11 protein-coding genes and 1 pseudogene are annotated in these 9,707 nt (G+C 70.0%); 6 read left to right on the top strand and 6 right to left on the bottom strand.

All coding sequences use genetic code 11. The features are described 5' to 3' along the window. Positions 1-3: 3 nt before the first annotated feature. Positions 4-1,287: a vanadium-dependent haloperoxidase gene (locus tag AB1460_RS33905; protein WP_368966386.1), complete on the top strand. Its 1,284-nt coding sequence runs from the start codon at positions 4-6 to the stop codon at positions 1,285-1,287. Between the two features lie 86 nt (positions 1,288-1,373). Here AB1460_RS33905 and AB1460_RS33900 read toward each other — a convergent pair whose 3' ends face one another. Together AB1460_RS33900 and AB1460_RS33895 are read right to left on the bottom strand one after the other, a co-directional pair. After that, positions 1,374-2,213, bottom strand: coding sequence for a hypothetical protein (locus tag AB1460_RS33900; RefSeq protein WP_368966384.1), 840 nt, complete (start codon positions 2,211-2,213; stop codon positions 1,374-1,376). A 44-nt stretch (positions 2,214-2,257) separates the two neighbouring features. Then, complete coding sequence (locus tag AB1460_RS33895; protein ID WP_368966382.1) at positions 2,258-3,781, bottom strand: MFS transporter; 1,524 nt, start codon at positions 3,779-3,781, stop codon at positions 2,258-2,260. 421 nt (positions 3,782-4,202) lie between these two features. Between AB1460_RS33895 and AB1460_RS33890 the strand changes: the two genes are divergently transcribed. After that, on the top strand, positions 4,203-4,817 hold the full coding sequence (locus AB1460_RS33890) for a hypothetical protein (RefSeq protein ID WP_368966380.1): 615 nt from the start codon (positions 4,203-4,205) through the stop codon (positions 4,815-4,817). A gap of 47 nt (positions 4,818-4,864) precedes the next feature. On the opposite strand, the gene AB1460_RS33885 is transcribed toward AB1460_RS33890, so the two are convergent. From AB1460_RS33885 to AB1460_RS33875, 3 genes are read right to left on the bottom strand one after another with little or no spacing between them, the layout of a single operon-like run. Next, on the bottom strand, positions 4,865-5,302 hold the full coding sequence (locus AB1460_RS33885; RefSeq protein WP_368966379.1) for a nuclear transport factor 2 family protein: 438 nt from the start codon (positions 5,300-5,302) through the stop codon (positions 4,865-4,867). Then, a complete protein-coding gene (locus AB1460_RS33880; protein WP_368966378.1) occupies positions 5,299-5,493 on the bottom strand; it encodes a hypothetical protein in 195 nt (64 codons plus the stop codon). The genes AB1460_RS33885 and AB1460_RS33880 overlap by 4 nt, the downstream gene beginning before the upstream one ends. Before the next feature lie 8 nt (positions 5,494-5,501). After that, positions 5,502-5,804, bottom strand: coding sequence for a hypothetical protein (locus AB1460_RS33875; RefSeq protein WP_368966376.1), 303 nt, complete (start codon positions 5,802-5,804; stop codon positions 5,502-5,504). A 160-nt stretch (positions 5,805-5,964) separates the two neighbouring features. On the opposite strand from AB1460_RS33875, the pseudogene AB1460_RS33870 reads away from it, so the two are divergent. The 4 genes and pseudogenes from AB1460_RS33870 (at position 5,965) to AB1460_RS33855 (ending at position 8,869) form a co-directional block, all read left to right on the top strand. Further along, positions 5,965-6,984, top strand: a pseudogene (locus AB1460_RS33870) (LLM class flavin-dependent oxidoreductase). 295 nt (positions 6,985-7,279) lie between these two features. After that, the gene (locus AB1460_RS33865) at positions 7,280-7,465 is read left to right on the top strand and encodes a hypothetical protein (protein ID WP_368966375.1); all 186 of its coding nucleotides are present in this window, start codon (positions 7,280-7,282) and stop codon (positions 7,463-7,465) included. Positions 7,466-7,501: 36 nt separating this feature from the next. Further along, positions 7,502-8,164, top strand: coding sequence for a formylglycine-generating enzyme family protein (locus AB1460_RS33860; RefSeq protein ID WP_368966373.1), 663 nt, complete (start codon positions 7,502-7,504; stop codon positions 8,162-8,164). A gap of 240 nt (positions 8,165-8,404) precedes the next feature. Beyond that, on the top strand, positions 8,405-8,869 hold the full coding sequence (locus tag AB1460_RS33855) for a flavodoxin family protein (protein ID WP_368966372.1): 465 nt from the start codon (positions 8,405-8,407) through the stop codon (positions 8,867-8,869). A gap of 325 nt (positions 8,870-9,194) precedes the next feature. Here the strand turns inward: AB1460_RS33855 and AB1460_RS33850 are convergent. Next, the coding region (locus AB1460_RS33850; RefSeq protein WP_368966371.1) for a hypothetical protein at positions 9,195-9,707 on the bottom strand (513 nt) is incomplete at its 5' end.

Here is a 9,707-nt window from a genome sequence, read left to right as displayed (position 1 = left end):
ACGATCATCCCAGGTGGCGGGTGCGCCCCCTTCCTGGACCAGATCGCCGCTACGCACCGTCACGGCCACACGTCACGGCCAGTAGTTCGGCAATCACGATCCCCGGTCAACTACGAAGAGCCGGAAAACGCGGTCGTCGTCTGGGACCGTAACGCGCAGACCGCGATCTGGGATGTGGCCGGTCAGCAGCCGCAGGTTCAGGCGCGCAGCTTCGCGATGGTGCACGGAGCGATTTACGACGCGGTGAACGCCATCTCGGGCCGGCCCTACCAGCCCTACCTGTCCGCGCCGCGCACCAGCGGGCGCGAATCCACCAGCGCGGCGGTCGGGACAGCCGCATTTCGCGTTCTCGGTTCCCTTTTCCCGGCCCAGCAGGCCCGCCTGAAGGCCCAGTACGACGACTGGATGGCGAGAATCCCGGACGACACCGCGAGGCGGAGCGGCGTCGCGGTGGGCGGCCAGACCGCCGCCGCGATGATCCGTGCCCGGCAGAACGACGGGGCGTTCGGCGACCCGGCCTGGCCGGTGGGCAGCCAGCCCGGCCAGTGGCGGCCCACCCCGCCGACCTTCGCCTCCGACACGGCCTGGGTGGCGAACCTGCGGCCGTTCCTCATCCCGTCCGCGTCGATGTTCCGCTCGGCCGGCCCGCCCGCGCTGACATCCGCCCAGTACGCTCGGGACCTCAACGAGGTCAGGACGATCGGCGCGGTGAACAGCACGACCCGGACCGCCGACCAGACCCAGGCCGCCATCTGGTGGCACGACCGGCACCTCGGCGAGTGGGAGATCAAACGTCAGCTCGCCACGGGTCAGCGTCTGAACCTCCTGCAGACGGCCCGGATGTTCGCGATGGTCGATCTCGCCGAGGCCGACGCGACCACCGCCTGTTTCAGCGAGAAGGCGGCCTGGATGTTCTGGCGGCCGGTCACCGCCATCCAGCTGGCGGACACCGACGGCAACCCGGCCACCGTGGCGGACCCGAACTGGATGCCGCTGCTCGTCACGCCCCCGCACCCCGACTTCACCTCCGGACACGCCTGCTTCACGGCGGGGAGCATGTCCGCCCTGGCACACTTCTTCGGCCGGGACGACATTCCCTTCAGCGCCTACAGCGCGAATTCGGGTACCACCCGGCATTTCCGGGGCTTCTCGCACGCGATCGCCGAGGTGATCGAGGCTCGGATCTGGGGCGGCATCCACACGCGGACGGCCGACGTCGAGGGGGCGAAGATCGGCGCGAAGGTGACGTCCTACATGATCAGGAACTACTTCCGCCCCCGGCGGTGACCGGAGACGCCGGAGAACCGATAACTGGTGTCCGACCGGCCGGGTTGAACCCGGCCGGCCGGACACCGGACCGACGACCGCGCGGATCAGCCGATCCGGCCGGCCGGTGGGGGACAGCCACCCGGCGGCGGATCCGCCCAGCCGGTGGCCACATAGCTGCCGGCGGCCGGGGTGAGGTTCACCCGTATCCGGTGGCGGAGGCCCACCTCACCGGTGGGTTCGGACTGCTGCATCGTCTCCCGCTCGGTCTCGTCCACGCAGCTGTCCACCGCCACGGTCCCGTTCTCCTGCGACACACCGGTCACCAGCAGGTGCAGCGGGCCGCGGACAGATTCTCCCGGGCGGTTGCGCATTCCCTGGACGATGTTCTGCAACTCGCCGAGGAAAACCTGGTCGACCCGGTCCCGCAGGATGGCGAGGTCCGGGCGGTCGCCTTCCTGAAGGCCGGCGAACGCGGCCCAGAACGCGAGATGGTCGCGCACCACGGGGCTGGCCGGATCCACCCGGCAGAACACCTCCGTGGGCGTGTCGGCGACCCGCTCACCGCACGCGACCAGCTGGATCTGCTCCTGCGGGGCCATCAGCGCCCGGGCTTCCCCGGGGCTCACGTTGGTCATCATCCGGAGGGGGAACGTCTCCCCGCCGGGGTCGTTTCCCTGCTGCTGGCTGAACACCTGCACCGGATGGGGCGCCGGCCCGGCGAAGGGCCGGGCGGGGGTCAGGGCCACCTTCCCGTCGCAGACGTCGTTCAGAGAACTTCTGGTGACCGGGTCGTCGACCGCCTGGACGCGGTCGCTTCCCGCGCCACCGCCTCCGTCGCCGCCGCAGGCGCAGGCGACGAGAAGGCCGATCGCCGTCACCATGACCGTCGTCAACGCCAGTCGCCGCATGTACATCTCGCATCCCGCGACCGTGGAGTCGGCCACCGAAAGTCCGTCCGTCCCGAGGGCAACACACCCTGTCGACGGATTTATCCCTCCCCGGAAAGGGGAGCAGGCTGGCTCCGGCGTGGGATGAGAAGAGCGGCCAGCGCCGCGAGGACGAGGCCGCCGGCACCGAGCAGGAACGCGTCGGCAAAGGCGCCGTCGGTGGGCAGGGGATGCTCGGCGCTGGCGCTGCGGGTCAGCAGGGTGGCCGCCACCTGCGACCCGAGCGCGGAGCCCACCGAGCGGACAAGCGCGTTGACACCGGTCGCCTGCCCGGTCATCTCCGCCGGCACCGCACCCATGATGATGGTGGGAACGGCCGCCATGCCGGTGCCGATGCCGGTGAAGACGACCAGGCAGAGGCCGAGCACCATCCCCTCGCTGCCGTGCTGGGCGGAGAGCAGGACCAGACCGGCGGCGGAGACGGCGAGGCCGCCCACCAGCGCGGCCCGCGAGCCGATCAGCGCGTTCACCCTCCCCGCGAGACTGCCGGTGACCAGCATCGCGAGGCAGGCCGGCAGCAGCAGGAGCCCGGAGCCGGTGGCGTCCAGGCCGAAGCCGTAGCCCGCGGACTCGGGAGTCTGGGCGATCTGCGGCACCAGGACGAACGCGCCGAACAGCCCGAAGCCCACCAGCAGCGTGGCGAAGTTCGTCGCCGCGACCGCGGGGATGGCGAGGGCACGCATGTCGACGAGGGGCTCGGCGACACGTCGTTCGTACACACCGAACAGCACCAGGACGACCAGCCCCGCGCCCATCAGACCGAGGGTGCGCGGGCTTCCCCAGCCCCACGTGGTCGTTCTGGTCAGCGCGATCAGCGGGGCGGTGAGACCGATGGCGAGCAGCACCGCGCCGGGCACGTCGACCCGGCCCGGGGTGGGCGTGCCGGAGTCCGCGAGACGCAGCGCCCCGAGCGCCGCGCCACCCGACATGATCGCCCCGATCCAGAAGATCCACTGCCAGGACGCGTAGTCGATCAGGACGCCGCCCATGATCAGCCCGGCACCGGCGCCGATCCCCGCGATGGCCGCGATCAGGCCGACAGCCCCGGCCCGGCGCTCCGTCGGGATGTTGTCCCGGATGAGCCCGAAGCACAACGGGAAGATGCCGCCGCCGGCTCCCTGCACCACCCGGGCGAGCACGAGCACCCAGACGTTCGGTGCCAGCGCCGCCAGCGCGCATCCCACGGCGAAACCCGTCAGGGAGACGACCAGCATCCGCCGCTTGCCGAACATGTCGCCGAGCCGCCCGATCACCGGCGTGAGGATGGCGGCCGAGACCAGGTAGCCGCTCACCACCCAGGAGACGTCCTCCCGGCTCGCGTGGAGCGCCTCGGTGAGGTGGGTCAGGCCCGGTACGACCGCTGTCTGGGCCAGCGAGAAGGTCAGGGCCGCCAGGATGAGGACGGTCAGGGCCCCGTTGCTCGTCGAGGCCCGCCGGGCCAGCCGTTTCTGTGGCGCCTGCTGTGCTGCCGACCCGGCCGACCTGGCGGACCCGGCCTGCACTGCCGACTCGGTCCGCGTCGCCGGCCTGGCCAGCGGCGCCCGTGCTGTCTCGCGGTCCTTCATGCGTCACCCCGCGCTCGCCGTCGAAACGGACTCACGAGTCCGTTTGTTGCGCGAGGCCGATCATAAGGACCGGGGAGTCCGCGGTCCACGTGACCCCCTCGGGCGCCTCGCCGACCGTGTTCTGCCGGCCCCGGTCGGCATCATGCCGCCATGCCTTCCTCGGCCCACGAGACGCCGATCGAGCTGGTTCGGCTCGACCCGTCCCTGCCTGACTGGGTGCAGACGCTGCTCGGCGACGACACCCCGGCCTTCGACCAGGCGCGACTGTACGACCCGAACGTTCGCCCGCGGACCTACCAGGCCGATGCCATGGTGCTGCTCTGCGGGCCCGACGGCAGGCCGGTGCGGGCTGTCGTGTTCGAGGTGCAGCGCGGCCGGGACCCGGAGAAACTCGCTTCCTGGAAGCTCTACGTCGGGCATCTTGAGCGGGAGTTCGCGATCAAGGCCTCGCTGGTGGTCTTCTTCCCCGATCCGGGCTGTCGCGGCCTGGTACGGCAGGCAGATCGAGCAGGACACCGCCAGCGGCGCGCAGCTTCGGCCGCGTTTCGGTACGCCCTCCGACGTCCCTGCGATCGTCGACGAAGAGGTGGCGGCTGCCTGGCCGGCGCGCATGCTGCTCTCGGCGATGTGCCATCTCACCGATGCCGACGTGGACGTGATGTTCCCCGCGCTGCTGGCGGCGCTGGTCACGTTGGAACCGGACGCGAAGATCTTTTACCATAATGTGACGGTGGCCAGGCTGACCGAGGCGGCCCGGGCCCGGTGGGAGGAGTTCCTCATGACCACGGCGGTTGGAAAGCGCTACTACGACGACATGCTGAACGAGGTCGACGCTCGGGCTGAGGCGCGTGGCGAGGCGCGTGGCGAGGCGCGTGGCGAGGCGCGGTCGGTGCTACTGGTCCTGGAGAGCCGCGGTGTGTCGGTGCCTGCCGCGCTGCGGGAGCGGATCCTGGCCACTGTCGACGCCGGTCAGCTCGACCTGTGGCTTCGCCACGCGGCCACCGCGACCACTGTCGAGGATGTCGTCCAGGACTGATCGGGGTTGGTGCGGCCTGCGGGCAGCGTACGGCCGGAGTCGGTCAGTCAGTCTGCGGACGGAATCCAGGTGGCGGCGGTGAGCGTCCGTGTGGAGGGGCCGTCGGGGTCGTCGTCGGGCCGGTTGCCGCGGGAGGCGTCGCGTTCGGCGATCCGCCAGCCCCGCGGCGTGCGGACCACCGTGTCCTGGTAGTCGCCCGAGCCGGCGGTTCCGTCGCCGCGGAGCACGAAGTACTTCGCCCACACCCGCAGGGTGTCGTCGTCGACGCGGTGGACGGCGATGTCGGTGGTGTGGTGCGGGAACATCACCCGCCCGAACGGGAGCCCGTTCGCGAGCTGCGCGAGCGGCGCCCCGCCCAGGGTGGCGTCGTCGGTGTAGGCCCCGGGCAGGGCCGCCAGCGCGATGTTGTCGAACACGTGCGGATGCCTGGCGAGGAGGTCGCGGACCTCGGCGTAGGTCGCCGCGTCGACCGGCACGACTCTCACACCCACGGTGTCGTCCCGTCGGCGACGACGGCCGGGCCGCCGTGGCGCGGGTGCACGGTCCGCCGGGCCACCCGCCAGCCGGCGGGCGTCTCGGTGAGAAGGTCGAGGACGTCGACGCTCGCGGCACTGCCGTCGCCGGCGATCGTCACCAGCCGGCTCCACGCGGCCAGGCCGCCGGGCACCCGCTTCATCTCGGTGTTCACGGTGTGGTGGGACGGGGAGGCGCCGCATCGCCGAGGGCGGGCGGGTCACCGAGCACGGGCGGGTCGGCGAACACCTGGGCCAGCAGCTCCGCATCGCCGTTGTCGATCGCATGCCCGTGGAGCGGGAGAAGCTGCGCGACCGCCGCGCTCTGCTCGCCGGACGCGTCCGGCAGCGCGGCGAACGCGGCGTAGGTCAGGGGCAGGCGGTGCTGTTCCACCCGCACGTCGGCACTGTCGCGGACGCCGCCGGGCGGGTGCCCGCCGGGTCGCAGATGCCCCGCGATGTGATCTGTCGTCATCGTGTGAACGCTGGCCCTTCGAGACCGGGTCGCCGCAACCCGAGGACAGAGGTCGATAAAAACCTACATTTGTCTATCGGTTTGATGGAGTTTTGAATCTGACTCACCGTCGTCTGGAAGCGGTGGCGATGGCGATGGTTCGGGAAGTGGGGAACACCGCATGAGGTTTCTGGCCATCACCCTGATCGTGCACGCGCCCGATCCGTCGACCGGGGCGCGCGGCTCCACCGCCGCCCGGTTCCGCGAGGTGGTCGACAACGCGATCCTGGTCGAGGAGCTGGGGTTCGACGGCTTCGGGATCGGCGAGCGGCACGAGCGGCCGTTCATCTCCTCGTCGCCACCGGTCGTGCTCAGCCACATCGCGGCGCGCACGACGAAAATCCGGCTGTTCACTGCCGTCACGACGCTGAGCCTGCTCGACCCGGTGCGCGCCTACGAGGACTACGCCACCCTCGACCAGCTCTCCGGCGGGCGCCTGGAGCTGATGGTCGGCAAGGGCAACGGCGCCGCGCAGGCCCAGCTGTTCCACGTGACGACCGCCGACCAGTGGGACCGCAACCGCGAGTCCTACGAGCTGTTCCGCCGGCTGTGGCGGGAGGACAAGGTCACCTGGTCCGGCCGGTTCCGGCCGTCACTGGAGGCCGCCGAGACCTGGCCCGGGCCGCTGCAGCCGGAGATCCGGATCTGGCACGGCAGCGCGACCAGCAGGGCGTCGGTGGATCTTGCCGCCCGGTACGGCGATCCCCTTTTCTCGGCGAACGTCACCAACCCGGTCGAGCCGTACGCGGAACTGGTCCCCCACTACCGGGAGCGTTGGGTGGCCTACGGGCGCGACCCGGCCGACGCCCTCGTCGGTGCCGGGACCGCCGGCTACCACAGCACCCGTCGATAGATCATCGAGAAGGTCCACTGGTACCACGAGCAGCTCGGTCACGAAGTGATGCACCTGCACACCGACGCCGACGGCCTCACCACGAAGGAGCACCGCGAGACGATGGTGCTCTTCCAGAGCGACATCGCGCCGGTGCTGCGCGCGGAGATCCCCAGCCGCCCCTTCCCCGGCCAGGCGCCGCCCGTCGACACCCAGGTCGGTGCCCAGGCGGACGGCCCGACTTCGATCACGCCAGCCGAGGCCATCGGCGTGAACCAGACCGCCGCCGGCCGCGTCGAAAAGCTGTGACCTTCGCTCGGGACTGTAGGCATGGTCGGCTGCCGAGGGGCATCGGGGCCGCGGCAGCGGCTCTGGCACTGGCCGATCGCGGTGCTGCTCCCCGGCGACACCCTGGCACTGGCGCCGTTCGGCAGTGGTTCGTGCCCCAACGTGCCCACCGCACTCGACATCGTGGACCGCCACCCGGTGCGGATCTCGACCGAGACGACGGGCGGCGAGATCTGCACCGCCGACCTCGGCCCCACCACCAGCGAGATCGATCTGGATCCCGGCCAGGTGGACACGTCAGCCAGACCTCGACACCGTGCTCGCGGCGATCGACGGTGGCACCGTGCTGCGCGCGACCGTCGCGAAACTGCGGCGGGATCAGCCGGAACTGGTGTCGACAGCGTCCGTCGAGGTCGGTGACCTCCTGTTCGTCGCGCCCGACCGCGCCGACCTGCTGTTCGAGGTGAGCGCTGGCGGGGGCGACCGGACCACTCGCTGGTAAGATCTTTCCGCTGTGGAGGTAGGTGAGGCGCCAGAGATGATGCCCATCCCGTCGGGGGTGGTGACATTGTCGGATCGGCGGACGCAGCGGACCTGGTCGGTCGAGCTCGCGCCGTACCGCCTTGCCGCGTTTCCGGTCACCCAGGCGCTCTATGCGCAGGTCATCGGTGAGCCGCCGAGTGCTGCCCAGGGCGATCGGCTACCGGTCGAGAGCGTCTCCTGGTGGGACGCCGTCCGATTCTGCAACGAGTTGTCGCTGCACGAAGGCCTGGTGCCCGTCTACAGCATCCAGGCCGACGGTGAGCGTGTCGACTGGGACGCCTCCGCCGACGGCTACCGGCTGCCCACCGAGGCCGAATGGGAACATGCCTGCCGGGCGGATTCCGTCGGCCCACGTTACGGAGCTCTCGACGAGATCGCCTGGTACCGCGCCAACTCGGGCGAGCGGATGCACGAGGTCGGTGGCAAGGCACCCAACATGTGGGGCCTCCACGACATGCTGGGGAATGTGTGGGACTGGTGCTGGGACACCTATGATCCCACGGTCTACGGCGCTTACCGGGTGCTCCGGGGCGGTGGGTGGTTCGACGAGCACTGGAGCTGCCGGGCGTCCGTGCGGCGCCGGAGCCATCCGGATCTCCGGGTGGACGACGTGGGTTTTCGCGTCGCACGCGGTCGCCCACGTCCGTCATGCGCATGAACGAATGCGAACGAGAGCAGCGCCTGGGGGCGGCGTCCTGCTTCACCGCCGCATCAGGCGATGGTCGGGTCGCCCGCCCGCCGGCCCCCGCTCAGGCGGGGATCCGATCGTCGAGCCGTGAAGGGTGAGGCGCCCAGGTGCGCGCTCACCGCTGCGCCACTACACGGCTGACGGCAGAGTGCCCTGGCGCGACGGTTCCTCAGCGCCGGACGGCCGGTGCGGCGAGGCCGGGGCAATAACATGACCGCGATGTCGACGCTGCTGATCGTCCACCACACTCCGTCACCGACGATGCAGGCGATGCTGGAGGCGGTGCTCGCCGGTGCCCGGGACGACGCGATCGAGGGTGTCGACGTCGTCGTCCGTCCCGCACTGGCCGCGTCCGCGGTCGACGTGCTCGCCGCGGACGGCTACCTGCTGGGCACCCCGGCCAACATCGGCTACATGAGCGGCGCGCTCAAGCACTTCTTCGACCAGATCTACTACCCGTGCCTCGATGCCACGGTCGGTCGTCCTTATGGGCTCTACGTACACGGCAACAGTGACACGACTGGCGCGGTCCGCGGGGTGGAGGGCATCACGACTGGTCTGAAGTGGAAACGTCTGTGTGAGCCACTCACGGTCATCGGCGAGGCCGACACGACCGCGCGCGAAGCCTGCCGGGAACTCGGCGCCACGGCCGCAGCCAGTCTGATGCCCGAGTGATCTGTACCAGCATCTGTCCGACAACGAGTGTGTAGATGTCCAGCGCGTAGCCGACCTGCTGAATCGCCAGGTCGGCGTGGAATGTCGCGACGTTGGTGAAGAAGCCGAAGCGGTCGGGGTGGTTGGCGAGGAGTCCGGCCAGCGACTCGTCACGTCTCCCGGAACATCCGACAGCCCGTCCGGCCATGGTTCAGGTCAATCCCACCCATGGTTACGCCAGCGATGCTGTCCTCTGCCGGTGAAACGATGGACTATCCGCGTCCGCCGCATTCTTCCCAGTATCGATCCGAGCCCGGGACGGCACTCCGCCCGGCGGGTATCGGACTCACGCCCGGGCGTACCCCCGGCAGCCGGAGTCGTCACCGTGGATCCGGGTGGCGAGCAGCCGATGCTCGTCGGTGATCTCGTACACGGCCCCGTCCAGTGCCGGAATTCGCATGTTTCCTTCCCGCTTCGGTGGAGAGCGAGCCATGATTCCTATACGCCGCGACGGCAGCCCGTCTCGCGCCGCGACAACGCAGGCGGGTTCCTGATTCGCATGGGCATCTGGCGCGGTTAGTTCGACTAATCTTTTGAGGAGCTGGATCGAAAGATTTACGAAATTACCTGCGAGCGGCTGGCCGCAGCTCCAGCAGATTGCCAGCGTCGAGTCCCTCGGCGACGGGAACAGTTCGGGTCCGATCAGCCAAGACCGAACGGCCGGATCCAGGATCGCCCTGTCTGTCAGAGTCCCGTGAGACACGAGGATCACTGAAACCTCTGTAGCGCAGGGCGAGATGGGATCTTCAAGACCGGTGACGTTGACCATGGCAGACATGGCCTCCTCGAAGCAGGAGGA

Origin of the sequence: Parafrankia sp. FMc2, assembly GCF_041008525.1 — a bacterium.
Lineage (GTDB): Bacteria > Actinomycetota > Actinomycetes > Frankiales > Frankiaceae > Parafrankia.
Note: the sequence above shows the minus strand (reverse complement) of the source record. Positions and strands in the feature narration are given on the sequence as shown.

What these genes read in the sequence shown, in the direction of transcription:
- AB1460_RS33895 (WP_368966382.1), bottom strand. Translation starts at nt 3,781, where the DNA reads ATGAAGGACCGCGAGACAGCACGGGCGCCGCTGGCCAGGCCGGCGACG.
- AB1460_RS33880 (WP_368966378.1), bottom strand. Translation starts at nt 5,493, where the DNA reads ATGAAGCGGGTGCCCGGCGGCCTGGCCGCGTGGAGCCGGCTGGTGACG.
- AB1460_RS33875 (WP_368966376.1), bottom strand. Translation starts at nt 5,804, where the DNA reads ATGACGACAGATCACATCGCGGGGCATCTGCGACCCGGCGGGCACCCG.
- AB1460_RS33860 (WP_368966373.1), top strand. Translation starts at nt 7,502, where the DNA reads ATGATGCCCATCCCGTCGGGGGTGGTGACATTGTCGGATCGGCGGACG.
- AB1460_RS33855 (WP_368966372.1), top strand. Translation starts at nt 8,405, where the DNA reads ATGACCGCGATGTCGACGCTGCTGATCGTCCACCACACTCCGTCACCG.